This window comes from Amycolatopsis sp. NBC_00348 (genome assembly GCF_036114655.1).
GTDB lineage: Bacteria > Actinomycetota > Actinomycetes > Mycobacteriales > Pseudonocardiaceae > Amycolatopsis.
The window spans coordinates 10,665,458-10,687,467 of record NZ_CP107994.1 but is presented as its reverse complement, the minus strand read 5'-3'; the positions used below and the strand labels follow the sequence as shown (position 1 = coordinate 10,687,467).

Sequence of the window (22,010 nt, the reverse complement as noted above, 5' to 3'; positions counted from 1 at the left end):
CTCGAACACGTGAGCGATATTCCAGGGTCATTGAGGGGGGCCGCGAACATCCCCGAGCAGGAGGATCTGCCGGTCCGTTCAGCTCGCCGTCATGCTCGGTGCCTCAACGGCCACGACCTCGAACAGGCCGGAGTGAACGGTGGCTACCACCATGACCTGCGCACCTCGACCTGGACGTGCAACCTCTGCCGGGAGCTGCACCTACCCCGTGCGCGATGGCTGGTGATCGAGCACGGGCAGCCCACGCCGGCCGAGCACGCTGCCGAGCGGGCCCGTGTCTGGCCGGTCCTGCTGGTGGCTCGCCGGCCGGAGGCTCGCGCCGGGATCGGGCGACTGGAGCTCCGGGTCCGAGATGCCGCGATCGCCGACGTCGACCTGCAGCTGTGCGGTGTCGACCACCGCGGCGTTGTCCGTCGGATACGAGTGGACGTCGCGTACCTCCGGCGCGGGTTCGGCACGGTGATGCTGGACGCCGCCATGGCACGCGGCCCCGGCTATCACTGGTCCACGGTCGAGCTCGATCCCAGCCCGCAGGCGCGAGCGTTCTGGGCCACCCAGGCCCCCATCGAGCAGTTGCACCTCGGAGAACCGCACTACTGCAGCCACATGCGCGAAGCCAACGGCGACTGGTTTTAGGGCCGTTACGGCCGACTAGTGTTGCAACCGACCCTGAACACCAAGGAGGGCGACGAGTGAGTCAAGCGAAGAGTTTGACGGAGGAGTCAGCACCCGAGGTCGCCATTGTGGCCTGCCAGAAGGTTGGCATAGATAGTACGAATGCCAACCTGATCAGGCTTGGATCCAATGCCGTATTTCGACTTGACGGCCGCATCATATTGCGGATTTCGCGCGAGCAGAGCGGATTTGGCGACGCCAATCGCCAGGTCGGAGTTGCGCGATGGTTGGCCGACGTCGACTACCCGGCCAATCGCGCTCTTGACGTTTCTCAGCCTGTTGATGCATCGGGGTATCCCGCAACCTTCTGGGAGTCCGTCTCAGAAGAGGAGCAGTATGCGAGCATTGGACAAGTGGCTGAACTGATTCGCTCTCTTCACGACTTGCCAACGCCCGAGGGTCTATCGCTTCCGACAAAGGATCCCTTCGGGGAACTGGAGTCCCACATGGGCGCACTGGAAAACCTTGAATTCCACGATGCCAATTTCCTGCGAAATCGCATTGACGAACTAAAAGACACCTATGCAGACTTAGAATTTGAATTACCAGCAGGCGTGATTCACGGCGACGCTAACGTGGGTAACGTGATTCTGGCACGCGATGGCAGCCCATGCCTGATCGACCTGGACAGCTTTGGGATAGGTCACCGAGAGTGGGACCTGGTGCAAACAGCCCTGTTCTACGAGCGCTTCGGCTGGCACACGACCGAGGAATATAGGACATTTGTCGACATCTACGGCTTTGACATCATGAAATGGCAAGGTTACGAGACGTTAGCCAGCTATCGAGAGATTTCGATGACTCTATGGCTTGCTGCGAAAGAATCAACGAAGGCTGCCACTGAAGTAGAAAAGCGGGTTGAGGCGATCAGGACAGGCGGAGATCGGCGTAATTGGGCACCATTTTAGCGTCCTGAGATGTCCAGAGCTTTGCCGTTGACACGCGCTCGACAAAATCTCTGGATTCGACACTTTTGCCAACCTTGGTGAGGCGCGTACGGAACTCCTCGACGTACGCGCCACATCGAGCAGATTTCAGGCTCTCTCCGATGTTAATGGCCCTGAGTGCAACGTCGCACGCTTGGGCGACGTCGCCGCCGTCGAGATGAGAATCGGCTAGAACCATCGTTGCGAAGAAGTCGCTTCGGACGTAACCACTAGACGTCGGACCAAGGGACTGCGAGGCGTAGGCGACGCCGTCGTTCGCGCGACCGAGGTCGCGGTTGCAATGGCCGAGTTCTGCGGCCAGCTCCGCCTCATTGAAGTACGAAAACCAATCTGCGGGATCATTGTCAGGATCGCGACGCTCGAATTCGCGCACCGCGGCTGCCATCGCCCTGTCGCACCCGGCGACGTCTCCCATTCGCGAAAGGGCGCGAGCTTCCATTGCGGCAAAATGAGCAGTGGCACTGGGCGAGCCCGCGAGAGTTGTGCCCATCTGCGCAGATCTGGCCAGGTTGGCGGCTTCTTTATATCGCCCCAAAAAAGTTGCCTGATGACTCATGGCATCCAAAATGCTGGCACCAAGAAGTCGATCGCCGGCGCTCTCCGAGATTCGCAAAGACTGAATGAAGTAGCGCTGAGCCAAGCCGTGCAATCCGGCGTCGTACGACATCCACGCACCTAACAAAGTGGCCTGCGTTGCCGCCTTGAATAACTCTCGCTTGGTCTGCTCATTCGTCGTGCCGCCCGCGAGAACGCCGACGAGGTCTGTGCGCAGAAACTCGATCAGGGCTCGCCGTGCATGACCACCGCCGTGCTCGCCGTCGAGCGCGTCGAACATGGCGGTCGTTCGGCGGATTCCTCGAATGTCAGCCTCGCCAACCTTCCGCTTGCCTGTGTCACTCAGCACGTCGTCGCGTGTCGTCACCAGCCATGAGAGGGCGGCTTCGTTCCAGGCGGCCGAGTTGGCCGGCGCGTCAATGACAGCCGCCATACTGTCTACGTCTGCCTGCCACAGGTGCGCGACTGCTTTGACGCTATCCGCCAAGGTATCGGGGTAGTCCAGACCAAGGTCGGCTTGCACCTTCTGCGCCTTGCCGAAACCGACTTCGCCTACCCCGACCTGTCGACCAAGTCGCTGCGAGAGCGCGGAGACTATGGCGTCTCTCGTTTTGGCGTCGCGCGGAACCATCCCGTCAAGCCAGCGCCGCACGTATGTGTGCGTGAACGTCCTCCCAGCCTGCTGCCCGACGGCGCGTGCGAACACCTTGAGGCCAACTGAGCCGTCGTCACGCAGGTAGCCGGCCTGGAGCAGCAGCCTCCGCAGCTGATCGTTACTCACTGCCCCACCTCCCCCGGTTCGACTGTGCCCCAGTGTACGAGTGTGCCCCCTAGTGTGCCCTGTTCGTGCAGCTCAGCGGCCTGTTTCATGAAGTCAACAACATCAACGGCCGACACAGGCCCAGAACGCAGGAGGATCAAGTGGCTAAGAACATGCTCCCGAACATGAAGGCTGGCGGCGGCCTCCTGAAGAAGATCGTCGGTGCAGTGATCGCGCTGGCCATCCTCGCTCTGGTGATCAACCATCCGCACGATGCGGCGGGGATAGTCAACTCCGCCACGGATCAGAGCGGCGGCGTGATTGACAGCGTCGTCGAGTTCTTCCGAGACCTCGGCCACGGCTAAGCCTGGCCGGCCTGCAACTGGTCAACGGACTGCCGCAGGGAAGCAACTTCCGCCTGCAGGCCTCGAACCTGTTCCGACAGCTGCTCCAAGCTCAAGGGCTCACGACCGGGCGTTGCGGCAACAACGCGACCGACTCCGGCGCGGGCGACAATCCAGCCTTCTTCCTGCAGATACCCAAGGGCCCGCTGAGCCGTGGCAACAGCGACGTCGAATCGTGAGGCGACCTCACGCTGATTCGGCAGTTGACTACCTGGGCTCAGCTGCCCGGACTTGATGTCCTCGCGAATCTGCGCAGCGATCCGCTCGAATGCAGCTTGACCTGCACGTTCTGGCTGACTCTCCATCCCGCAACCCTACCGAACTGAACCTCTCCGAACTAGTTCACCTGATTGGCCGATTCCATCACTGAACTAGTCCGAACTAGTCTGGACTCGTTCGCAACGAAAGGATCAACCCGATGAGCAACGCACGACCGAACACCACCCGCCGCCAGCTCGAAGGCGCCGCAGACGACCTGGAATTCGACGCGCTGGCGATCGACCTGGTCGAGCTGGACGAGACCGAAGCCCTGGGGGTCGAGGACGAGCTGGCCGGGGTCGCGGACCTGCTGGCCGAGCTGGACGTCCCGGCGCACGAGCTGCCGGAGTTCGTCTACGACACCTACGAGCAGGCCGAGTTCGCCCCCGCCGCGCTGGCGCCGGTCATCGAGCTTCGCGGCCCGGCCGCCGACGTCGCGACGCTGGGGGAGGTGGCCTGAGATGACGAACTCGACCGTTCGGGGGCTCGCGCTGTTCGCGGCGCTGCAGGCCACCTTCGCCGACATTCACCCGGTGTGTGACCAGTGGCTGCAGTCCAACGAGGACGCGGCCGGTAAGGGCAAGCCGGGCCGGGAAGGCGCAAAGCACTGCGCCCGCCACGTGGCCAGCTACACCGCCGGTCAGGTCGCCGCCGCCACCGCCGTGACGCGAGTGCTGGGGTTCCGGACGCCGCTGCGGGCGGTGCTGGCGGGCGCGGCGATCAACGCGGTGACGCACTACGTCATCGACCGCCGCGAGCCGCTCAAGGCCATGGCCCGACTGGCCGGGAAACAGGGCTACATCGAGCACGCGACGGTGCAGCGCCGCGACGGCGTCATCGACGTCGCCGGGCCGGGGACCGCGCTGACCGAGCTGGACCAGGCCGCGCACCGCGCCATCGGCGTGGCCGCGTCGCTGGTCACCACCTGGATCGCCCTGCGCTGCGGGAGGACGTCATGACCGACCGCCTGTTCGTCCCGGCCCCGCTGTCCGGGCTGCTGGCCACGATGCCGCCCGCGACCGCGACCCCGTGGGACCGGTGGGAGTGGCTGGACCAGACCCACTGCAGCCTGAAACAGCTGTTCAACGGCCCGCACGGGCTGCAGGCGATGCGGATGGACCGGGCCATCCTGGCCGCCCGCAACGCCACCCACGACGAGATCGAAAACAGCACCACCACCTCGGCCGCCTGACCCGGCCCGCGCGAATTCCGCGCCACTTCTTCGCAATTCCCGCATTCGCACCAGGGGACCGCCATGCCCGGTCCCGCCTCGGCCTGCACGAAAGGACCGATCATGACCCGCACCCCGAACGCCGCGATCGCCGACCGGTTCCGCACCCTGGCGGACACCCTGACCCGCAACGCCACCCTGCTCTCCACCGCCGGGCTGCCGGAGACCGTGGTGGCCACCCGCGCCACCGTCTACCGCGACGTCGCGGCCCAGCTGCAGCTGCTGGCGCAGGCCGAGCTGGACCAGGCCGCAGGCAACCCGCTGGTCGTGGCGCTGCCGGAGCGGGAAGCCGCGGTGGCGGTGGCACGCCGGTTCGAGCAGCTGGCCGGCCTGCTCGCCGCCAACGCCCGCACCCTCACCACCCGCACCACGGACGCCGTGATGCGGGCCCGCGCCGGGATCTACCGCGACGTCGCGTCCCAGGTCCGGCTGCTGGCCGCCGCTCAGGTCGAGCTGGCCACGGTGCGGGTGCCGGCGCCGACCCGGGCGCCGCTGTCCAACGTGGCGCCGCTGAGCCCGATCGTGGCCCGCGCCGCGGTCCGGGCACCCCGGGTGCGGGCGGTGTTCCTGGAGGCCTTGGTGGCCGCGATCGCCAAGCGCCGCCATCAGGGCTGGTCGGTGGCGCGGCTGACGCTGTGGCTGCGCACCACGCTGCGGGACCCGCAGACCGACGCCGCCCACCCGTGCGCGGACCGCTCGTTCGTCGCCTACGTCACCGCCCTGGTGACCGGTCCGCAGCCGGTCACTCTCGCCGCCTGACCCCACCCCGGTCCGCAACCCCCTATCTGCCAGCACTTCCCTTCGTCGAGAAAGGACCCGTCATGGCTCAGAACGACTCCGGCGCCTGGCACCGCGAGCTGCAGCGCCAGCAGGAAGCCATCGAGAAGGCGCGCCGCGAGGCCAACCAGCCCAACCGGTGACCGCACCCCCGTCTGCCCACCTCGACTGTCCGGAAAGGACGACACGTCATGTCGCTGATCGGCTCACTCGCCGCGAAGATCGCCGCCCGCTTCGATGACCGGGCCCCGGTGTTCTACGCCGCGGACATGGTCACCTTCGCCCTGCGCGGCGGGGTGTGGCACGTGCTGGTGATCCAGCGCGGCGGGAACCCGCACAAGGGCAAACTCGCCCTCCCCGGCGGGCACGTCGACCCCGGCGAGACCGCGCGGGAGGCGGCGGTGCGGGAGCTGGCCGAGGAAACCGGCGTCACCGTGCCCGCCGGTACCGCGGTGCACCAGGTCGGGGTGTTCGACGCTCCCGGCCGCGCCGCCCGGGGCCGGTACGTGACGGTCGCCTACGCGGCCCTCCTGCCGGACGAGGCACCGACCCCGGTCGCCGCCGACGACGCGGCGGCGGCGGACTGGATGCCACTGCGGGTCGCGGTGCGCGTGGCCCGCGCGGGCGGGTTCGCGTTCGACCACGACCGCATCCTCTCCGCCGCGATCGTCCTGTTCGACCTGCGCCGCACCCTCGGAACCGAGCTGGGCTTGTGGGAGGAGTCGTGACACAGATCCGGTTTCCGTTCTCTGTGTGGCTTTACGGCCGGGCGACGCTCGAAGGCTGCTGGGAGTACCGCACCGCCGACCCGTGGGCGGTCACCCTGCACCTGGACGGGCAGCGGTGGATCTTCGCCCGCGATCTGCTCCGTGTCGGGCTGACCGAACCCGCCGGGGACGGTGACGTGCAGGTCATGCCCGACACCGGCGGCAGCGCGGGCCTGCTGAACGTGCTGCTGAGTTCGCCGTCGGGCGCGGTTCGACTGCCGGTGGCCCGCGACACCGTGGCCTCGCTGCTGGAGGCCTCCTACGCCCTGATCCCGGACGGCCGGGAGGCCGAGGGCATCGACTGGGACCACGAGTGGACCCGTCTGGCCGACGACGACGCGACCGGCGCCGCCGCCTGAAACCCGCCCCCTGTAAGGGAAGTGCTTGCCGATGTCCCTCACGACCACGACCGCGACCACGAGCCCGGCCACCGTCGCCGTCACGGATGACGAGCCCTACGACTGGACGTCCTTCAACGCCACGCTGTCGGTGACCACGACAACGGTCCGGATGGCCAACCAGATCGCCAGCGGCGCCTACCACCAGGCCGGGCAGAGCACCCGGCGGCTGGTGCGGCTGCTGCCCGAGGCGCAGTGCCCCGATGATCGGATGCGGCTGCTGTATGTGCTGGCGGCCGAGGAAAACCACCTCGCGGCGCTGTTCCCCGCGGTGCACCCGACCCAGCCGCAGCGCTGGCAGGACGGGGTGTCCGCGCACCAGCTGGCCGGCGAGGTCGCCGGGATGATCGCCACCGCCGAAGAGGCCATCGCCTCCCGCCAGCCCTACCGGCCGGGCGGGTTCGAGCTGGAAACCGGCTACGTCGCCGACCTGATGAACCACTACCCGCACTACCCGGCCCCGGCCGAGCGCGCCGCCGTGGTCGACGCGCTGGGCCGGCACCTGGCCGCGCACGGCTACCCGGCCCGCGCGGTCGAGCTGGCCGACGACATCGCGGCCGGGCTGCGCGTCGCCGCGGTGTTCGGTAACCGCGCTCCCGCCTTCCCGGCCCCGTGAGCCCGGTGGAGTCCTTGCCCCGGACGGATCTGCGGCAGGACTTCGCCGGACAGCGCGAGGTGAGCATGGCCAGGGCCGCCACGAGCGGCCGCAGGCACTTCACCCTCACGGCCGGGACGATCGATGCCGACGCCGTCGAGTTCTTCGGCAACGGGTTCTGCTGGTTCCTGGCCGGGGCCGTGCATTCGATGACCGGCTGGGATCTCGTCGACATCAGGCGCCGCAGTCCCGGTGACGGCGCCTTCGTGCCCTGCCACGTCGCCGTCATGACGCCGGCGGGCAAGATCCTCGACATCTTCGGCCACCGCAGCGTCGAGCAGGTGCGCGGGCTGTATCTGGCCCGCGACGACGTCGCCGACATCCGGATGCGCACCGTACGCGGCTCGGACTTCGCCGCCGACATCCTGCAGGCCGGCGAGGACACCCGCGGCGATACCCGTTGGTGGGAAAAGGAATTCGACAACCACGCCCGCCAGTCGGTGCTGCTGCACTTCGCCCGGCTGATCCTCGCCCGCAGCGGCTACCGCGACCGCATCCGCCCTGAAGCTCAACCGCCGCAACCCGCACCGTCCACGCCGACCACAGGAGGAACACCCATGGCAACCAACGCCGAGCTCGCCGGTCAGCTCGAAGAGATGAGCCACGGCGAGCACATCCAGGGCGCCGCCAGCGGCCTGACTCACGCGGACACCGAGCTGGGCTTGCTCGCGCAGCAGGCGGCGACGGCGCTTTCCGAAGGTGAGTCCGCGCAGGCCGTCGGGGGCGCGATCCAGAACGCCCGCAGCGGCATCGCCGACCTGACCAGGTTGCTCGTGACCGTGCAAAAAGCCCTTGAGGACGCCGCCGCCAAGATGCGGCAGGTCTAGCGAGCCGACGGCCACGCCGCCCGCCAATCCACCCGCCGTCACACGCCACTGTCGGGAAAGGACACCCGCGCGATGAGCCACGACCGCCGCTACCCGATTCCTGCCCCTGCCGAGGACGCCCGGTTCACCTTCGGTCTGGTCCTCGACCTCGCCGACGTCCTGCACCGCCACGGCTACCCGAAGATCACGTCGGGGGACGACTTCGTGGAGCTGCAGCAAGCCGTGTGGCGGTTTCTCTACACCACCGACACCGCCACGGCCGTCCCGGAGACGGCCGCCGACCGGCCGGGCGTCGACCCGGCCAGTGAGGAGTGCTGAGCATGACCGACGACAACCGGACCCCGGCCGAGACCATGGACGACTGGGCCGACCGCGCCGCCGAGATGGCCACGGAATTCCCGCACGCGGCCGGCCACTACCGCACCGTCAGCCGCTACTGGCGCGAGGGCGCCGCGCAGGCCCGCGAGGTGCAGCCGTGACACCCACATCGGACAACCCGAACCCGATCCCGGACACCGCGGCGGAAACGGTGCTGCTGCTGCGCCGCCTGGTCGAGCGCAACGGCACCTGGGCGCTGTGCAAGGTCTTCGCCGCCCTCGCGTTGTGGCTCGGGTTGCACCTGACCCGAGCTGCGCTGGTGCTGGTGGTGCGGATCCTGACCTGGGCCATGGCCCGCGCCGACCGCTACGCCACCACCGCGGTGCTGACCCCGCCGACGGGGCGGGTGAACCACTACTTCGACGCCCACAACGCCCACGACTACGACGCGCACCACTTCGAACCCACCACCAGCCCGATGGCCGGCCACGGCCCGCCGGGACCCCGCACGCACTGGGAGCACGCACATGCCTGACATCAACCACCCCGCCGCCCGCGTCGCCATCCGCCACGCCCGCAACGAGCATCTGCGCAGCGCGCTGTCCGACGTGATCGCCGGACTCGTCTGGATCGGCCTGCTGCTGCTGGCCAACCGGATCGGGTTCGGGACCTGGACCCCGCAGTGGTGGCTGGCCGCGCTGGCCGGCGTGCTGCTGCCCTCGGTCGGTGCGGGCGCGCTCGACCTGATGGCGATCACCACGGGCCGGACGACGTTCACCGTCGAGCTGCCTGACGGCTCGATCACCGAGACCAGGGAGGTGCCGCGGGGATGAGCCGAGACGAACGCTGCCGGACCCGTCAGGAAACGGCCGTGGCGTGGGCGGGAAGCCACGCGGTCGAGCTGGCCGGGGTCGGCGTGCCGCTGGTCGCCGGGGCGGTGTGGTGGCCGTGGTTCGACCTGATCTCCGGCCTGGCGGCTGCGCTGTGGGCGGCCAACGAAATCCGGCTGCACCGCACCACCCGCACCGCCCGGCAGGCCGTGGTGACCACGCCGCCGCCCGCGCGCCAGCTGAGCACCGCCACCGCCCCCGAGACGGGCGTGCCGCAGGACACCAACCGGAAGGAGGCCAAGGCATGAGCACCACCACCAGCGACCACGACGACGACGGCGGGGAGTTCTCCCGCGGGCTGGCCGCCCTGGAACACCACCTCGCCACCACCGCCCCGACCCCGGCCCACGTGCCGGCGGGGGAGAACGACGAACTCGAGGACGGCCCGGAGCCGGACGAGGGGGAGGGCATGACCCGACGGGTGCGGCGCCGGGTGGCCGAGCACGCCGAGGCGCACCGCCTGATGGTCTTGGAGACCGACACCGCGCCGTTCGAGGTCACCACCGACAAGGTCCGCTCGCGACGCAAGGCGGTCGAGCAGGCCGCCGCGCTGTGGCGCCTCGACCGCGACCCGCGGGTGCTGGCCTACCGCGACGCCCGGGTGCGGCGGCTGGTGCTGGGGGTGGCGCTGGTGTCGTTGACGCTGGCGCTGGGCTGGTCGACGGCCGGGGTGCAGGCGTTCGCGGCCGAGGGCGCCCCGGCGGGCAGCCCGCGGTGGTGGTTCGCGTGGCTGGCCGAGCCGTTCTGCTCGCTGGCGCTGCTGATGGTGGTGGCCGGCCGGGCGTATCTGACCACCCGCGGCCAGCCGCTGCACGACAAGGCGGTCGACCGCACGGAGTGGGTGTTCCTCGGCCTGACGCTGGGGATGAACGCCTGGCCGCACCTGCCCGGCGTCGCTGCCGACTTCACGGTGTCGAGCCTGGTGCTGCACCTGCTCGGCCCGGTCGTCGCCGTCGCGGTCGTGCGGTGCCTGCCGCGGCTGCTGTCCGCGTTCGCCGGGCTCGCCCTGCCCGGCGCCACTGCGGCGGCGGCCCCGGCCGCGGCGAGGGGGGAGGACCGGGCCGGGGCCGCCGGCCGGGATCGTAGCCAGCCCGCGGTGGCGTCCGCATCGCCTGAACCGGTCACCGCCACGACCACCTCGGCCGTGGCCGACGTGGCATCGGCGAGCACCACCGCGACGGCCGCGGGTACCCGGCCGGCCCCGGCCCGCCGGACGCCTCCGGTCCGCCGGTCGGCGCGCACGACGATCCCGGAGCCCAAGCGACGCAGCGCCGAGCAGCTGCGCGAGGAGTTCACTGCGGCGGTCCAGAACCGGCCCGCCGGGTTCGACCCGACCAATGCCGAGTCCATCCGCCGCACCCTCAAGTGCGGCAAGGGCCCGGCCACGAAGTTGCGCGACCAGTACATCGGCGACCGCCAGAGCGGCGGGCGCGACTAGACCCACCCGCATCCCGGGCAGGGTCGGACCCACCTTGCCCCGGAGACCCGGGTATGTCGGTGGGTTCGGTCCTGCCCGCGTGCTGCGCCAGTCCACGCACGAAAGGGCATCACCACGATGAACCCCACCGACCACGACGACCACACGACCACCGCCCCCGGCACCCGCCCCGAGTCCAGCGAGTCCGCCCGTGTCGAGTCCGCCGGGTCGGCGGGGGAACTGGCCACCGTCCACCCGCTGCGTTCCCGCCCCGACCAGCACCAGTCCACCGGACCGGACGCGGTCGAGTCCGGCCCCCACGTCGTCGAAGGCGTGATCGTCTCCGACGAGGAATGGCGCCTCTACACCGACCAGAAAGCGCAGCGGGACTGGCGCCTGGCCGAGTACCGCAAACAGATGATGTGGGTCGGCACGACCGCGAAAACCGCGGTCACCCACGACCGGACCGTGTCCACCCTCAAGTTCGTCGGCCGCAACGTGCTGGTCTACCCGACGCTCGGGGCCGCGGCGGCGTGCAAGCGGTGGCGCGACACGCACGGGTCCAGCCGCTACGAGCGGATGATGCGCGCGGCGGAGATCGCCGGGGACCACGAGAAGCTGGCCGAGTGGGAGGCCCGCGACGTGGCCGAGAAGCAACGTCGCCACGACCGGTCGATGGACTGGATCCGCTCCCCGTGGCAGCTGGCCAAGGCCGTCGCCCTGACCACCGTGTCGGTGGCGGTGCTGCTGCTGGTCCTGGGGATGATCCTGTGGATCGGGGGCAAGGGCGGGGTGCTGGACCCGCTGATCGGGGTGATCGACGCGATCGCGTTCTGCGTGTGGTTCCTGGTCACCTACGGCGTGTTCCTCGCCGTCGCCGGGACCGCGGGCGTGCTGACCTGGCTGTGGAACCTCGGCCGGACCTCGCAGGCGGTCCCGCAGCTGTTCCGCCCGGCCTCGGCGCGGCTGGTCGACGACGTCATCATCACCCCGTCGATTGTCGTCACCGCCTTGCGTGACCTGCGGATTTCCGAGCTGCGCCGCAAGATCGAGCTGATGGAGGACGGCGGCGCCGCGATGCTCGGTCCGATCCGGCTGGCCGGCTGCGGGGTGGAGTTCGACGTCCATCTCCCGTCCGGTGTGGACACCGAGGAGGTCAAGCGCAAGCGCCGGAAGCTGGCGGAGAACATGGGCCGCCACGAGCACGAGGTGTTCCTGTCCACCCCGCCGTCCCCGCGCACGATCCGGGTCTGGGCCGCGGACTCCGGTGAGCTGGACAAGCCGATCGGGCCGTCGCCGCTGGTCACGGACCCGACCACCGCCGCCGACCTCTACAACGGCCGGGCCCCGTGGGGCGTAGACCTGCGCGGGGACGCGGTGCTGATGTTCCTGCTGCAGTGCCACCTGCTGATGACCGGCCTGTCCAAGCAGGGCAAGACGGCGTCGCTGCGCGCTTTGGCGTTGTGGCTGGTCCTGGACCCGTCAGTGCAGCTGCACATCGCCGACCTCAAGGGCATCGGCGACTGGCGAATGTTCAAGCCGGTCGCCGAAACCCTGATCGAAGGCCCCACCGATTCCCACTGCATTCGGGCCACTGAGCTGCTGGAATGGGGTGTCGAGGAGATGGAGAAGCGGCTGCTGGCCTTCGACGGCGACAAGTACCGCAACGGCGTCCCCCGCGAGCTGGCCAAGCGCGGCGGCCCGTTCGAACCGATCGTGATCCTGGTCGACGAGGCGCAGAACGCTTTCATGAACCCGGCCAAGGACGACACGAAGAAGCCCTACGGCGGGCAGACCAACGAGTCCCGGTACTTCATGGCCGCCCGCAAGATCCAGAATCAGGGCCGGGCGGTGAATGTGGTGCTGTGGCAGGGAACCCAGGACCCGACCGACCAGAACCTGCCGAAGCTGGTCCGCGAAGGCGCCCACATCCGGGCCGCACTGGCGCTGGGTACCGAGTCGCAGTCGCGGATGGCGGTCGGGGACAAGGCGGTCGACGGGGGCGCGGCGCCGCACGAACTGCGCTCTGGCCTGGACAAAGGCACGTTGGTGGTGTCCGGGGAAGGGGTTCCGCTCCCGGCCGGCCAGTCGTCGATGACCGTGCGCACGCACTTCATCGACGGTGACGACGCCGCCAAGGTGATTGAACGCGCCGTCGCCATCCGCGGCGGCGCAACGGCCGGAAAACCGCAGGTCGAAGCCGCTCCTGAGGTTCGGGATGTGCTCGACGACGTGGCCGAGGTTCTGGCCGGCCGCGACCTCAAGGCCACCGATGTCGCGGCTTTGCTGCGCAAGCTCGCTCCGGGCTACACGGCCTACGCCGACCTGACCGGCAAGGCCGTGAAGGAACTGCTGGAAAACGAGGGCTGCCCGGTCCGCCGCAAGGACGGGATCGTCACTGTCAGTGCTCGATACGTGGCCGACGCCGTCGCCGACCGCGGCACCACCGAGGGCGCGTAACCCACACCCGCCTTCAGGCGAAAAACAGCCGTTTTCGCGGCTGCCGCAAGCCGACGCACTTCGCGCACTTCATGCCCTTCACGCGTTGAATTCGCAGGTCAAGCCCAGGGCGTCGGGCAAGTGCGCCGGGAAGTGCATATGCACTTCCCGGCGACCGACACCCTCGGCCGCGCACTTGCCACGCCCTTGGCTTCGCGCTGCTCGCCGCACAGCAGATATGTCACACACGGTTACAACCCTGGAGGTTGTCATGGGTTTGTTCAGCTCGCCCGACACCCGCGAGCGCCGCGCCGAACGCGAGCGGCGGGAGACCGAGGCGATGCGCGCGGTGGCCGCGCACGAGGTCGGTCACGCGATCGGCTGCGCCGCCGCCGGGATCACCGTGCAACAGGTGCGCCTGACCCGCACTGGCGGACAGGTCGTGCACGCCGAGATCGACACCACCGACCGGTCCGCCGTCGATGGCGCTCTGGTGATGACGCTGGCCGGGTGGGCGGCCGGAGCCGAGTGGGCCCACCGCCACCACGGCATGTCTCGCTCCGCAGCGCAGTCCTGGGCCCGCAACGGTGCGCGCGCGGACTGGGCCGAGTTCCGCCGGATGCGCCGCCACGGCTCGCGCAGCGGCGGCTGGTACGAGCGCGAAGCGCAGAAGCTGGTGCGGGCCAACTGGTCGCGCATCGAGCGCTACGTCGGCCACCTGCTGCGCACCGGCACCTTGCCGGGCAGCCACTTCAACTAGCCCCGCCCGCCGGCCGACGCCCGGCGAGGACCCAGCAACTGCAGTACCCGAAACGGCCGCCGGACCGGTGGCCGGCGCTTGTCATGCCCTGCCGGTCCGGCGACGCCCACTACCCCGACCGACCACAAAGGAGCTTCGCCATGTTCCTGTCTCCGCCCGACCTCTCGACCACCGACCTGTACGCGTGCCTGCGGGTGCACAGCCCGGCAGTGCTGACCGCGCTGGACGGCGCGATCCTCGCGGTCGGCATCACCCGCCCGGCCGCCGCGCTCGACATGATCCGCGACGCCGCCCCCGGCGGGCTGGTCCCGACCCGGCACGACGCGCGCACGTTCCGGCTGCGCTGGTTCGCCTACACCCACCCTGCAGCCCCCGGCCACTCGGTGACCCGCCCGGCCGGGCCGACCGAGGACGGCGCGTTCCCGGTCGTCATCTGGCGAGCCGAGGACCAGGCGCTCGCCCGGACCATCACCGGCACCCGCGCCACGGTGCCCGCGATGGCGGTGGCGGCATGACCTCCAACGACTCCGGCGCCTGGCACGACGAACTGCAGCGCCAGCAGGAAGAAGCCCAGCGCAGGCAGCGCGAAGCCGCGCAGAAAGCTGGAACCAAGTGATGATCAACCGCGCGGTCGCCGCGCTCGTCCTCACCGCCGCCGTCGCCGCGACCCCGGCCGGATGCCACGGCGCGACTGTCGGCGGCGGGACCACGGTCGCCGCCGTCGGCGACCATCCGGCGACGCGGGCCGACGTCGGCGTGGCGCGCCGCGACCTGGCCGCGCTGCGGGTGGCGGCCGAGGACACCGGCAACCACTACCGCCGCGCCGACTGGCCGCACTGGGACCAGGTCGGCGGTGGCTGCGACGCCCGGGAGAACGCGCTGCGCACCCAAGGCGCAGGCGTCACCACCGGCGCGGGCTGCCGGATCACGGGCGGCACGTGGGTGTCCCCGTACGACGGGGTCACGGTCACGACGCCGGGCGTGCTGGACATCGACCACGCGGTGCCGCTGGCCGAGGCCGCGCGGTCCGGCACCCGCGGCTGGTCCCGGGCGCAGCGGGAGCGCTACGCCAACGACCCGGCCGTGCTGGTCGCGGTCACCGCGACGTCCAACCGCAGCAAGGGCGACCAGGACCCCGCCCGCTGGCTGCCCGCCCTCGACCACTGCGGATACGTCGCCCGCTGGGTCACGGTGAAACACCGCTACGGCATGACGCTCGACCGGGCCGAACGCGCCGCCATCACGTCCGTGCTCAACCGCTGCTGACCACCCCGATTCTGTCCTGAAAGGGCGGCCCGATGAATCCCCGCATGTACACCGAAGTCGCGTCCGCGCCCGGTCTGTGGTTCGCCGCGCTGCAGCCGCCGCACGGCACGACGCACGACTCCGTGGCGGACGCACTCACCAACGCCGCCACGGCGCAAGTCCCGGTGTCGGCGCTGGTCGACGACGACCGCGAGGGCGTCAACGAGGTGATCCTCACCCGGGACCCGAGCATCACCCACGGCACCCCGGCCACCGCCGACTGCGCCGACGCCGCCCGCGCCCTGGCCGACGCGCACGGCTGGGAATACCGCATGGGCTTCGGCACCGCCGCCGGCGCAGCCGTCGGAGTCGACGGCACCGCGGCCGGGGTGATCGTGCTGATGGGGTTGCGGGAGCGCTACTTCCGCGGCGCCACCTCCTACAGCGTCCTGGACGTGCACGACGGGCTCGCCCACCACGGCGTCACCGAGTACCAGCTGCGTTCCGGCTGGCTGTTCTCCGCCCGCCACCTCGGCCACGGCGTCCGCACCCACGACGAACCCGCCACCCTGCTCAGCGTCGCGGCGGCCGACCTCGACGCGGTGGCGGACGTCGCGTTCTCGTTCGGGCAGATGCGGCTGATCGTGGCCGACCTGGCCCACGACCGCACCTATGTGCTGCGCCAGCCCATCGAGCACACCGCCCACCTCTCCTAACCCCGCATCCAGGCGGTGACCGGCGATGGCGGAGAAGTACCGCGCGGCCGAGATCACCGCGTGGCTGACCGAGCACGACAACACCGACGCCACCACAGCCCGCCGCGCCGGGCGCGCGGTCGCCGGGGCGTGGAACCGCCAGGAGTTCTACGCCTCGGCCACCTATCCCGCGCTTGTGGCGCTGCTGCGCGCGGGGGGTCAACCGCCGTCGGATGTGGACCGGCTGGCCGGGCGGCTGGCGCGGGCGTTCGGGGCGCACCTGCACGACGTCGCGGCCTGGGATCCCCGGCCCGACTGGCGAAAGGAGATCGGCGCATGACGAGTGAGGCGCAACGCGCCCGATTGGAGGCGGTGGCCCTGGAGATGGCTGGCAGAGGGTGGGCGGTGTTCCCGATCATGCCCGGCCGCAAGTGGCCGCCCGCCTGGCACACCAAGGACAACTGCGCCGGCCGGGGCCCGTGCGCCGCGGGGCACGTCACGCCGGAGTCGCTGGCCACCACCGACCCGGAGGTGATCGCCCGGGTGTGGTCGCGCGCGCCGTACAACGTCGCGGTGTTCCCCGGTAAGTCCGGGCTGCACGTCGTCGACTGCGACGTCCGCAAGCCCGACGAACCCGCCGGTCCCGACGGCTGGGCCGAGCTGCAGGAGCTGGCTGCCCGCCGGGGCGGCCCGCTGCCCGACACCTGGACCACGACGACTCCGAGCACCGGCCGGCAACTGTGGTTCCAGACGCCGCCGGGGTGCCGGCTGGCGTCCACGGTCAAGCACATCGCGGGTCACGTCGACACCCGCGGCTGGGGCGGCTACGCCCTCGCGCCGGGGTCGGTGCGCGCCGACGGCGCGTACGAGCTGTTCGACGACACCGACCCGACGCAGCTGGCGGCGTGGTTGGTCCAGGCCAACGTCGAACGTGCGCCCACGGCCGTGTCAGGGCGACGTGAGAAGGCCGTAGCCGCCCCGGACGCCTACATCTCAGCGGCGGTGCGCGGCGAGGTCGACCGCGTCGTGTCGGCGCGATCAGGGACCCGCAACCGGGTTCTCTCGACCGCCGCCTACGCGCTGGGCCAGCTGGTCGGCGCCGGGCTGCTGGACGAGACCTACGCCCGCACCGAACTGCGGGCCGCGGTCGCCACCTGGAACACCCCCGACTCGTGGGTCAAGGACGACGGGGTGATCGACACCGCGATGCGAGCAGGTGCGGACAACCCGCGCCGCGCCAAGCCGCGATCCGGCACCCGCCGGGCCGCCTGACCGCAGGAAGGAATCGAGTGCCATGACCGCCACCCTCGACCGCCACCACGACGCACACCCCAACCCCGACCCGATGCCGGACGCCGCGACCGCGCTGACCGCCGGGTCGCTCGCGTTCTCCGACGGCTCCGTGCCGATGACCGGCGAAGCCACCATCGTGCCCGGGCTGGCCCTGACCCCTGCCGTGTCGGGCAGGCCGCTGCGCTACACCGGCCGGTGGACGCTGACCCACACCGGTTCGGGGCTGTCGCTGACCGTTCCGGCGTCGCTGCCCTACACCCGCGAGGCCGCGGTGTGGCTGCGCGGCGCGGCCGTCGACTGGACCCGCCCCTACGAGCAGATCCGCGCCGACGACACGACCCGCCGCGTGGGATACCAGCTGCGGATCGCGATGGAGCACGCGCAGCTCGACCGCCGCCCGCTGGTGTTCGCCCGGACGTCGTGGGTGCAGGTTCCGCCGCGGTGGCGGGTGTGGGTCACCGGGAACCCGACCGAGGCGTCGTACGAGGCGTGGCAGTCGGTGGAGGCGGTGGCCGGGATGGTCTGCACCTGGCCCGACCCGCCGTACGACTGGATGAACCCCGACGCGGTGATCCGCCGGGACCAGACCTCGCCGGGCTGGGCACTGCAGTGCGCCGCGCACGGCTGCACCGACGGGCACGCCTGGTACGCCGACACCGTCGGCGAGCACGACGGGACCGCCGTCGACACCCGCACCGAGCTGAGCAAGGTCGCGGCCGAAGACGGCTGGCTCGCCCACGACCGCCACCACTGGACCTGTCCCGGCTGCACCCGCGACCACCACTGACCACAAAGGACACCGAGGAGGAGAGCCGATGGCCGCCATCGTGCACCGCTGTGCCTGCGGGCACCTGGACAGCTTCCACACCGACTTCCCCACCAAGGACGACACCCGGCCCTGTATCGCGGCCGGCTGTGCCTGCGCCGACGTCGACCCCGGCGCTCCCGAGGTCATCCCGACCTGGCGGGCGGCCAGCCCGACCGCGCTGGCGACGCTCGACCCGGTCCTGATCGAGCCCGGCACCCTCGACGGCCCCGGGATCGGCCGGCTGTGCGACTGCGAGGACTGCTGGTCGCTCTACAACACCGCCACCGCCGCCGGACAGGCCGCCTGACGTCACCGACCACAGAGGACACGAGAAAGGGCCGGGCACCACGCGTGCCCGGCCCTTCTCGTGCCCGCCTCCCGAAAGCGAGTCAATGCCATGACTACCACCGAGCCGATCGTCTCGCCGCACACCGCCGCCGTGCTGGCCAGGGTCGCCGCCGAACGCGCCCGCCAGGACGCGCTGTGGGGCGAGCAGAACCACCCCGACGGCACCGGCCCCGACGTCGAGCTGACCGGGCTGCTGCGCCGCGCCGTCACCGCCGCCCACACCGCGCGGTTCACCACCGAGATGGCCCGCGCCGAAGGGCGCCTCACCTGGCTGCACATCCTGCGCGAAGAGGTCTACGAAGCCTTCGCCGAACACGACGACGCCAGGCTGGCCGACGAGCTGGTCCAGGTCGCCGCCACCGCGGTGTGCTGGGCCGAGGCGATCGAACGCCGCACCGGCCGGGGCGTGGCCGCGTGAGGCGCGCTCGAGTGCCGGTGCTGCGGGTGATGGTCGGCGGGCCCGGCTGTGGGAAGTCCACCTACTGCGACCGCCAGCTGGCGTACGGCGGGTTCGGGGTGCGGCTGTCGCTCGACCGGGCCCGCGCCGTCCTCGGCCGCCACGAGCACGACCCGGCCGCCACACCGGCCGCGGTCCGGGCCGTGCACGCCATCGCGGACGCGCTGCTGGCCGCCGGACACGACGTCACGATCGACGCCACCGCCACCACCGCGCGGGAACGCGGCACCTGGCTCGACCTCGCCGGCCACCACCGCGTCGCGGCCGACGCGGTGATCGTGCGCGCACCGCTCGACGTCGCCCTGGCCCGCAACGCCGGCCGATCCCGGCCGGTGCCCGCACCGGTCGTGCGGGAGTACTGGCACCGCGTCGATGCACTCACCCCGGCCGTCCTGCGGGCCGAAGGGTTCCGCGCCGTCACCGAGGTCGACACCACATCCACGCTCACCTGGGAGATCTGCTGATGTACACCGTCACCGACTTGTTCTGCGGCGCCGGCGGATCCGGTCTCGGAGCCACCGCCGTGCCCGGCGTCGAGCTGGTCATGGCCGCCAACCACAGCCCGCGCGCCATCGAAACCCACCAGCTCAACTTCCCCGGCTGCGACCACGACTGCGCCGACATCTCCCAGGTCGAACCCCGCCGCTACCGCCGCACCGACATCCTCTGGGCCTCCCCGGAGTGCACCAACCACTCCATCGCCAAAGGCCGCGCCCGGACCAAGAACGACCACCAAGGCGTCCTGTTCGGCGACGACCAGGTGCCCGACCACGTCGCGGAACGCTCCCGGGCGACGATGTGGGACGTGCCGCGCTTCGCCGAAGCCCACCGGCACGAGATCGTGATCGTCGAGAACGTGGTCGACGCGGCGAAGTGGCCGCCGTTCACCGCGTGGCTGGCGTCGATGGACGCGTTCGGCTACGACCACCGGATCGTCTCGCTCAACTCCATGCACGCCCCGGCGATCGCCGCCCCGCGCGCACCGCAGTCCCGCGACCGGATGTACGTGGTGTTCTGGCGCAAGGGCAACATCGCGCCCGACCTCGACATCCGCCCGGCCGCGTGGTGCCCGGAGTGCGAGGTCGAGGTGGCCGCGGTGCAGTGGTGGAAGCCCGGCCGCACCGTGGGCCGCTACCGCCAGCAGTACCTCTACCGCTGCCCGAACAGCCGGTGCCGCAACACGATCGTCGAGCCCTACGCGCTGCCCGCGGCGTCGGTGATCGACTGGTCGCACCTCGGCCAGCGCATCGGCGACCGCGACAAGCCACTGTCGGAGAAGACTATCGAGCGCATCCGGGCCGGGCTGGAGCGCTACGCGCGGCCGATGACGTTCGAGGCCACCGGCAACACCTTCGTCCGCCCGGGCTCCGGCTACGCGAGGGCCTGGCCGGCCGACTGGCCGACAGCGACCCTGACGACTTCGCACACCCGGGCGCTGCTGGTGCCCAGCGGTGGAACCCGCAACGAGGACGCCCGCCCGGTCGCCGACCCGTTCCGGACCCGCACCACCAGTGAGTGGGAAGGGCTGCTGGTCCCGCTGGAGGGCCGCGACGGCAAGCACGCCTCGAGTACCGGTGACCCGATGCGGACGCAGACCGCGCGGCACGAGACGGCGCTGGTGGTTCCGTACTACGGCACGGGGGTGGCGCGGCCGGCGGCCTCGCCGATGCCGACAAGGACCACGGTGGACACCGCTGGGCTGGCGTTCATCGCCGAACTGCGCGGCGGGGGCTCCGACGCCCGTGACGTGGCCGAGCCGCTGGCGACGGTGTGCGCGTCGGGCAACCACCACATGCTCGTGCGGCACAACACCGCCCGCGGCAACCCCGGGCAGATGTGCACCCCCGTCACCGAACCCGCCCGGACGCTGACCACGGCCGGGCACCAGTCGCTCGTGGGCTGGCCGGACGCCGCTCCGGCGGTGGAGGACTGCACGTTCCGGATGCTGTCGGTGCCGGAGGTGCAGGGAGCGATGGGGTTCACGCCCAACTACGTCATCACCGGTAGTAAGCGCGAGCAGGTTCGCCAGCTCGGCAACGGCGTCACCCCGCCCGCGGCTGAATGGCTCGTGGGTGCGGCGATTGCCTCGCTGGAGCGAACTCGCCGACGTCGCGCCGCGGCATAACTCGCCATAGCCGCCGCATGAGAGGTGTCCCGTCAAACCTACGTCGGGTCATCGGTCGTGGGCAATTTCCTGGGCCGCAACGAAGCATGCTCGATGATCCTGCAAAGACGATCGACTACATCGAGGTACGAATAAGCTCTATTTGTGTCGGCAATATTGCGTGCACGGCCGTGCGCCAGGGCATTTCGTAATGCTGCAAGTTCGTCAACCGATTTAGCCTCCGCTGACGTGAATACTCCCTCATGTCTGGCTATACTTAACAGTTCACTCATGGGAGGGGTAGTGCGCTTGCCAACGTACTCGGGCAGAATGGCCCATAGTTTGTCACGAAGCTGCGCCTCCAGTAAAGCAAAACTTTCAAGTATTGCCGAAGTGGGCGATATTGCCGCTACCTCGCGAAGGTACCCACGTTCCATTAGGTTCGGCAGAAACCATTGCCTGTAGGGATCATCTGGTCGCACGGTCTCGCGTCTGGATGACTCGCTCTCCGGCAGAGGTTCACGCTCTGACGAGGACTCAGGCGGAGCCTCAGGCTCATGCAAGGTCTCAGGCTCAGGTGAAAAGTCAAGTCCGGGAACGGGTACGGGCTCGGGAACTGGCAAGGGATCGACTCGCCCGTCTAGTCCGAATTTTTCGCGGATAAGATCCCAGATACTTCGCCTCCGAGGCTTGTCGGCAGGCAATCCTACATTGACCTTGGCTTCGTTCAGCGTGCGGTCGAAGTACTCCAGTTCGAGGCCGCTGGGACCGGCTTTGAAAACCTTCAGCGGGCCCGAAGTTAACATGTTGATGAGTCCGCGCCGCAGGAACAAGACGACCAGGATCACGCATAGGGGCCAGGCTAACGAACTAACGACCGAACTAGCGAATTCCAGCCAGTTCACAGGTTGGCCCCCTCAGCGTAGACCGAAATCAAACGTCGGTGATTAAACCATGTGCTCGACAACCGCCGCCATCCGCA

The 22,010-nt window shown here is 70.0% G+C and carries 32 protein-coding genes; 29 read left to right on the top strand and 3 right to left on the bottom strand.

Annotation, left to right across the window (positions count from 1 at the left end; translation table 11 throughout):
* The first annotated feature begins 9 nt into the window (after positions 1-9).
* Positions 10-636, top strand: a complete 627-nt coding sequence (locus tag OHS58_RS48535) for an N-acetyltransferase (protein ID WP_328646728.1) — start codon at positions 10-12, stop codon at positions 634-636.
* Between the two features lie 56 nt (positions 637-692).
* Complete coding sequence (locus OHS58_RS48530) at positions 693-1,583, top strand: aminoglycoside phosphotransferase family protein (protein ID WP_328614542.1); 891 nt, start codon at positions 693-695, stop codon at positions 1,581-1,583.
* Here the strand turns inward: OHS58_RS48530 and OHS58_RS48525 are convergent.
* Positions 1,543-2,958, bottom strand: a complete 1,416-nt coding sequence (locus OHS58_RS48525; RefSeq protein ID WP_328614541.1) for an XRE family transcriptional regulator — start codon at positions 2,956-2,958, stop codon at positions 1,543-1,545. The genes OHS58_RS48530 and OHS58_RS48525 overlap by 41 nt on opposite strands.
* Positions 2,959-3,023: 65 nt before the next feature.
* Between OHS58_RS48525 and OHS58_RS48520 the strand changes: the two genes are divergently transcribed.
* Entirely contained in the window at positions 3,024-3,302 is a 279-nt protein-coding gene (locus tag OHS58_RS48520) for a hypothetical protein (RefSeq protein ID WP_328614540.1), read from the top strand.
* Here the strand turns inward: OHS58_RS48520 and OHS58_RS48515 are convergent.
* Positions 3,299-3,646, bottom strand: a complete 348-nt coding sequence (locus OHS58_RS48515) for a GntR family transcriptional regulator (protein WP_328614539.1) — start codon at positions 3,644-3,646, stop codon at positions 3,299-3,301. The two genes, OHS58_RS48520 and OHS58_RS48515, sit on opposite strands and share 4 nt — an antisense overlap.
* A gap of 113 nt (positions 3,647-3,759) precedes the next feature.
* On the opposite strand from OHS58_RS48515, the gene OHS58_RS48510 reads away from it, so the two are divergent.
* The 26 genes from OHS58_RS48510 (at position 3,760) to OHS58_RS48385 (ending at position 21,049) form a co-directional block, all read left to right on the top strand.
* On the top strand, positions 3,760-4,059 hold the full coding sequence (locus OHS58_RS48510; protein ID WP_328614538.1) for a hypothetical protein: 300 nt from the start codon (positions 3,760-3,762) through the stop codon (positions 4,057-4,059).
* Position 4,060: 1 nt separating this feature from the next.
* Positions 4,061-4,558, top strand: a complete 498-nt coding sequence (locus OHS58_RS48505) for a hypothetical protein (RefSeq protein WP_328614537.1) — start codon at positions 4,061-4,063, stop codon at positions 4,556-4,558.
* Positions 4,555-4,791 carry a hypothetical protein gene (locus OHS58_RS48500; RefSeq protein WP_328614536.1) on the top strand — a complete coding sequence of 79 codons (237 nt, stop codon included), beginning with the start codon at positions 4,555-4,557 and terminating at the stop codon, positions 4,789-4,791. Before OHS58_RS48505 ends, OHS58_RS48500 begins: the two co-directional genes overlap by 4 nt.
* Positions 4,792-4,893: 102 nt before the next feature.
* On the top strand, positions 4,894-5,589 hold the full coding sequence (locus OHS58_RS48495; RefSeq protein WP_328614535.1) for a hypothetical protein: 696 nt from the start codon (positions 4,894-4,896) through the stop codon (positions 5,587-5,589).
* A gap of 209 nt (positions 5,590-5,798) precedes the next feature.
* Complete coding sequence (locus tag OHS58_RS48490; protein ID WP_328614534.1) at positions 5,799-6,335, top strand: NUDIX hydrolase; 537 nt, start codon at positions 5,799-5,801, stop codon at positions 6,333-6,335.
* Positions 6,332-6,733, top strand: coding sequence for an SsgA family sporulation/cell division regulator (locus OHS58_RS48485; protein ID WP_328614533.1), 402 nt, complete (start codon positions 6,332-6,334; stop codon positions 6,731-6,733). Before OHS58_RS48490 ends, OHS58_RS48485 begins: the two co-directional genes overlap by 4 nt.
* Positions 6,734-6,764: 31 nt before the next feature.
* Positions 6,765-7,388: a hypothetical protein gene (locus OHS58_RS48480; RefSeq protein WP_328614532.1), complete on the top strand. Its 624-nt coding sequence runs from the start codon at positions 6,765-6,767 to the stop codon at positions 7,386-7,388.
* A gap of 65 nt (positions 7,389-7,453) precedes the next feature.
* Positions 7,454-8,254 (top strand): hypothetical protein, encoded by an 801-nt coding sequence (locus OHS58_RS48475; protein WP_328646727.1) that lies wholly within the window; start codon positions 7,454-7,456, stop codon positions 8,252-8,254.
* 72 nt (positions 8,255-8,326) lie between these two features.
* The gene (locus OHS58_RS48470) at positions 8,327-8,572 is read left to right on the top strand and encodes a hypothetical protein (protein ID WP_328614530.1); all 246 of its coding nucleotides are present in this window, start codon (positions 8,327-8,329) and stop codon (positions 8,570-8,572) included.
* Between the two features lie 2 nt (positions 8,573-8,574).
* On the top strand, positions 8,575-8,733 hold the full coding sequence (locus OHS58_RS48465) for a hypothetical protein (protein WP_328614529.1): 159 nt from the start codon (positions 8,575-8,577) through the stop codon (positions 8,731-8,733).
* Positions 8,730-9,107 carry a hypothetical protein gene (locus tag OHS58_RS48460; RefSeq protein WP_328614528.1) on the top strand — a complete coding sequence of 126 codons (378 nt, stop codon included), beginning with the start codon at positions 8,730-8,732 and terminating at the stop codon, positions 9,105-9,107. Before OHS58_RS48465 ends, OHS58_RS48460 begins: the two co-directional genes overlap by 4 nt.
* Complete coding sequence (locus OHS58_RS48455) at positions 9,100-9,405, top strand: hypothetical protein (protein WP_328614527.1); 306 nt, start codon at positions 9,100-9,102, stop codon at positions 9,403-9,405. Before OHS58_RS48460 ends, OHS58_RS48455 begins: the two co-directional genes overlap by 8 nt.
* Positions 9,402-9,710, top strand: a complete 309-nt coding sequence (locus OHS58_RS48450) for a conjugal transfer protein TraH (protein ID WP_328614526.1) — start codon at positions 9,402-9,404, stop codon at positions 9,708-9,710. The genes OHS58_RS48455 and OHS58_RS48450 overlap by 4 nt, the downstream gene beginning before the upstream one ends.
* Positions 9,707-10,900, top strand: a complete 1,194-nt coding sequence (locus OHS58_RS48445; protein ID WP_328614525.1) for a conjugal transfer protein TraI — start codon at positions 9,707-9,709, stop codon at positions 10,898-10,900. The genes OHS58_RS48450 and OHS58_RS48445 overlap by 4 nt, the downstream gene beginning before the upstream one ends.
* A gap of 117 nt (positions 10,901-11,017) precedes the next feature.
* Positions 11,018-13,339: an FtsK/SpoIIIE domain-containing protein gene (locus tag OHS58_RS48440; protein WP_328614524.1), complete on the top strand. Its 2,322-nt coding sequence runs from the start codon at positions 11,018-11,020 to the stop codon at positions 13,337-13,339.
* A gap of 250 nt (positions 13,340-13,589) precedes the next feature.
* The gene (locus OHS58_RS48435; protein ID WP_328614523.1) at positions 13,590-14,078 is read left to right on the top strand and encodes a hypothetical protein; all 489 of its coding nucleotides are present in this window, start codon (positions 13,590-13,592) and stop codon (positions 14,076-14,078) included.
* A gap of 140 nt (positions 14,079-14,218) precedes the next feature.
* On the top strand, positions 14,219-14,593 hold the full coding sequence (locus OHS58_RS48430; protein WP_328614522.1) for a hypothetical protein: 375 nt from the start codon (positions 14,219-14,221) through the stop codon (positions 14,591-14,593).
* 100 nt (positions 14,594-14,693) lie between these two features.
* Complete coding sequence (locus tag OHS58_RS48425; RefSeq protein ID WP_328614521.1) at positions 14,694-15,344, top strand: HNH endonuclease family protein; 651 nt, start codon at positions 14,694-14,696, stop codon at positions 15,342-15,344.
* A gap of 44 nt (positions 15,345-15,388) precedes the next feature.
* Positions 15,389-16,039: a hypothetical protein gene (locus OHS58_RS48420; RefSeq protein WP_328646726.1), complete on the top strand. Its 651-nt coding sequence runs from the start codon at positions 15,389-15,391 to the stop codon at positions 16,037-16,039.
* Between the two features lie 25 nt (positions 16,040-16,064).
* Entirely contained in the window at positions 16,065-16,358 is a 294-nt protein-coding gene (locus OHS58_RS48415) for a hypothetical protein (RefSeq protein ID WP_328614519.1), read from the top strand.
* A gap of 44 nt (positions 16,359-16,402) precedes the next feature.
* Positions 16,403-17,290 (top strand): bifunctional DNA primase/polymerase, encoded by an 888-nt coding sequence (locus OHS58_RS48410; RefSeq protein ID WP_328646725.1) that lies wholly within the window; start codon positions 16,403-16,405, stop codon positions 17,288-17,290.
* A gap of 22 nt (positions 17,291-17,312) precedes the next feature.
* A complete protein-coding gene (locus tag OHS58_RS48405; protein WP_328646724.1) occupies positions 17,313-18,098 on the top strand; it encodes a hypothetical protein in 786 nt (261 codons plus the stop codon).
* 28 nt (positions 18,099-18,126) lie between these two features.
* A complete protein-coding gene (locus OHS58_RS48400; protein ID WP_328614516.1) occupies positions 18,127-18,426 on the top strand; it encodes a hypothetical protein in 300 nt (99 codons plus the stop codon).
* 90 nt (positions 18,427-18,516) lie between these two features.
* The gene (locus tag OHS58_RS48395) at positions 18,517-18,885 is read left to right on the top strand and encodes a hypothetical protein (protein WP_328614515.1); all 369 of its coding nucleotides are present in this window, start codon (positions 18,517-18,519) and stop codon (positions 18,883-18,885) included.
* Positions 18,882-19,388 carry an ATP-binding protein gene (locus tag OHS58_RS48390; protein WP_328614514.1) on the top strand — a complete coding sequence of 169 codons (507 nt, stop codon included), beginning with the start codon at positions 18,882-18,884 and terminating at the stop codon, positions 19,386-19,388. Before OHS58_RS48395 ends, OHS58_RS48390 begins: the two co-directional genes overlap by 4 nt.
* On the top strand, positions 19,388-21,049 hold the full coding sequence (locus OHS58_RS48385) for a DNA cytosine methyltransferase (protein WP_328646723.1): 1,662 nt from the start codon (positions 19,388-19,390) through the stop codon (positions 21,047-21,049). Before OHS58_RS48390 ends, OHS58_RS48385 begins: the two co-directional genes overlap by 1 nt.
* A gap of 38 nt (positions 21,050-21,087) precedes the next feature.
* Here the strand turns inward: OHS58_RS48385 and OHS58_RS48380 are convergent, their stop codons facing one another.
* Positions 21,088-21,876 carry a hypothetical protein gene (locus OHS58_RS48380; RefSeq protein WP_328646722.1) on the bottom strand — a complete coding sequence of 263 codons (789 nt, stop codon included), beginning with the start codon at positions 21,874-21,876 and terminating at the stop codon, positions 21,088-21,090.
* Positions 21,877-22,010 lie beyond the last annotated feature (134 nt).

Bases quoted from the DNA above. Each gene is read 5' to 3' on its own strand.
- OHS58_RS48500 (WP_328614536.1), top strand. From the start codon at position 4,555: ATGACCGACCGCCTGTTCGTCCCGGCCCCGCTGTCCGGGCTGCTGGCC.
- OHS58_RS48385 (WP_328646723.1), top strand. From the start codon at position 19,388: ATGTACACCGTCACCGACTTGTTCTGCGGCGCCGGCGGATCCGGTCTC.
- OHS58_RS48475 (WP_328646727.1), top strand. From the start codon at position 7,454: ATGGCCAGGGCCGCCACGAGCGGCCGCAGGCACTTCACCCTCACGGCC.
- OHS58_RS48425 (WP_328614521.1), top strand. From the start codon at position 14,694: ATGATCAACCGCGCGGTCGCCGCGCTCGTCCTCACCGCCGCCGTCGCC.
- OHS58_RS48445 (WP_328614525.1), top strand. From the start codon at position 9,707: ATGAGCACCACCACCAGCGACCACGACGACGACGGCGGGGAGTTCTCC.
- OHS58_RS48465 (WP_328614529.1), top strand. From the start codon at position 8,575: ATGACCGACGACAACCGGACCCCGGCCGAGACCATGGACGACTGGGCC.
- OHS58_RS48395 (WP_328614515.1), top strand. From the start codon at position 18,517: ATGACTACCACCGAGCCGATCGTCTCGCCGCACACCGCCGCCGTGCTG.
- OHS58_RS48495 (WP_328614535.1), top strand. From the start codon at position 4,894: ATGACCCGCACCCCGAACGCCGCGATCGCCGACCGGTTCCGCACCCTG.
- OHS58_RS48405 (WP_328646724.1), top strand. From the start codon at position 17,313: ATGACCGCCACCCTCGACCGCCACCACGACGCACACCCCAACCCCGAC.
- OHS58_RS48415 (WP_328614519.1), top strand. From the start codon at position 16,065: ATGGCGGAGAAGTACCGCGCGGCCGAGATCACCGCGTGGCTGACCGAG.
- OHS58_RS48480 (WP_328614532.1), top strand. From the start codon at position 6,765: ATGTCCCTCACGACCACGACCGCGACCACGAGCCCGGCCACCGTCGCC.
- OHS58_RS48430 (WP_328614522.1), top strand. From the start codon at position 14,219: ATGTTCCTGTCTCCGCCCGACCTCTCGACCACCGACCTGTACGCGTGC.
- OHS58_RS48510 (WP_328614538.1), top strand. From the start codon at position 3,760: ATGAGCAACGCACGACCGAACACCACCCGCCGCCAGCTCGAAGGCGCC.
- OHS58_RS48455 (WP_328614527.1), top strand. From the start codon at position 9,100: ATGCCTGACATCAACCACCCCGCCGCCCGCGTCGCCATCCGCCACGCC.
- OHS58_RS48435 (WP_328614523.1), top strand. From the start codon at position 13,590: ATGGGTTTGTTCAGCTCGCCCGACACCCGCGAGCGCCGCGCCGAACGC.
- OHS58_RS48440 (WP_328614524.1), top strand. From the start codon at position 11,018: ATGAACCCCACCGACCACGACGACCACACGACCACCGCCCCCGGCACC.
- OHS58_RS48490 (WP_328614534.1), top strand. From the start codon at position 5,799: ATGTCGCTGATCGGCTCACTCGCCGCGAAGATCGCCGCCCGCTTCGAT.
- OHS58_RS48400 (WP_328614516.1), top strand. From the start codon at position 18,127: ATGGCCGCCATCGTGCACCGCTGTGCCTGCGGGCACCTGGACAGCTTC.
- OHS58_RS48410 (WP_328646725.1), top strand. From the start codon at position 16,403: ATGGCTGGCAGAGGGTGGGCGGTGTTCCCGATCATGCCCGGCCGCAAG.
- OHS58_RS48505 (WP_328614537.1), top strand. From the start codon at position 4,061: ATGACGAACTCGACCGTTCGGGGGCTCGCGCTGTTCGCGGCGCTGCAG.
- OHS58_RS48420 (WP_328646726.1), top strand. From the start codon at position 15,389: ATGTACACCGAAGTCGCGTCCGCGCCCGGTCTGTGGTTCGCCGCGCTG.
- OHS58_RS48470 (WP_328614530.1), top strand. From the start codon at position 8,327: ATGAGCCACGACCGCCGCTACCCGATTCCTGCCCCTGCCGAGGACGCC.
- OHS58_RS48515 (WP_328614539.1), bottom strand. From the start codon at position 3,646: ATGGAGAGTCAGCCAGAACGTGCAGGTCAAGCTGCATTCGAGCGGATC.
- OHS58_RS48450 (WP_328614526.1), top strand. From the start codon at position 9,402: ATGAGCCGAGACGAACGCTGCCGGACCCGTCAGGAAACGGCCGTGGCG.